The sequence below is a fragment of the Streptomyces sp. 4F14 genome (genome assembly GCF_048159485.1).
Classification (GTDB): domain Bacteria; phylum Actinomycetota; class Actinomycetes; order Streptomycetales; family Streptomycetaceae; genus Streptomyces.
Map to the genome: position 1 here is coordinate 1 of NZ_JBLRVY010000380.1, position 321 is coordinate 321.

Consider the following 321-nt stretch of genomic DNA (forward strand, 5'->3'; position numbering starts at 1 on the left):
GCCCGGTGAAGGACTCCGCGAGTTCCCGCGCGTCCGACACGACGCGCTGGGCCAGGGTCCGGAACTCCGGATGCGCGGCGATGTCGAAGGCACGTTCCTTAGCCGCGACCGCGCCCAGGTCCGGGGTGCCCTGGAGGAAGGGGAACGTGCCCTGGGAGATCGCTCGGGCCAGGGTGCGCCGGGTGCCGGGCAGCGGTACGTCGGCGTCCCGGCCGAGCAGGATCAGGCCGCCACGCGGGCCGTAGAGCTGCTTGTAGGTGCTGGTTGTGGTGGCGTGGGCGTGGTCGACGGGGCTGGGGTGCAGTCCCGCGGCGACCAGGC

At 73.5% G+C, this 321-nt stretch carries 1 pseudogene; it reads right to left on the minus strand.

Going from position 1 to position 321, the window contains the following annotated elements:
- A pseudogene (glyA, locus tag ACLZOT_RS51205) lies at positions 1-321 on the minus strand (serine hydroxymethyltransferase); the annotation flags it as partial.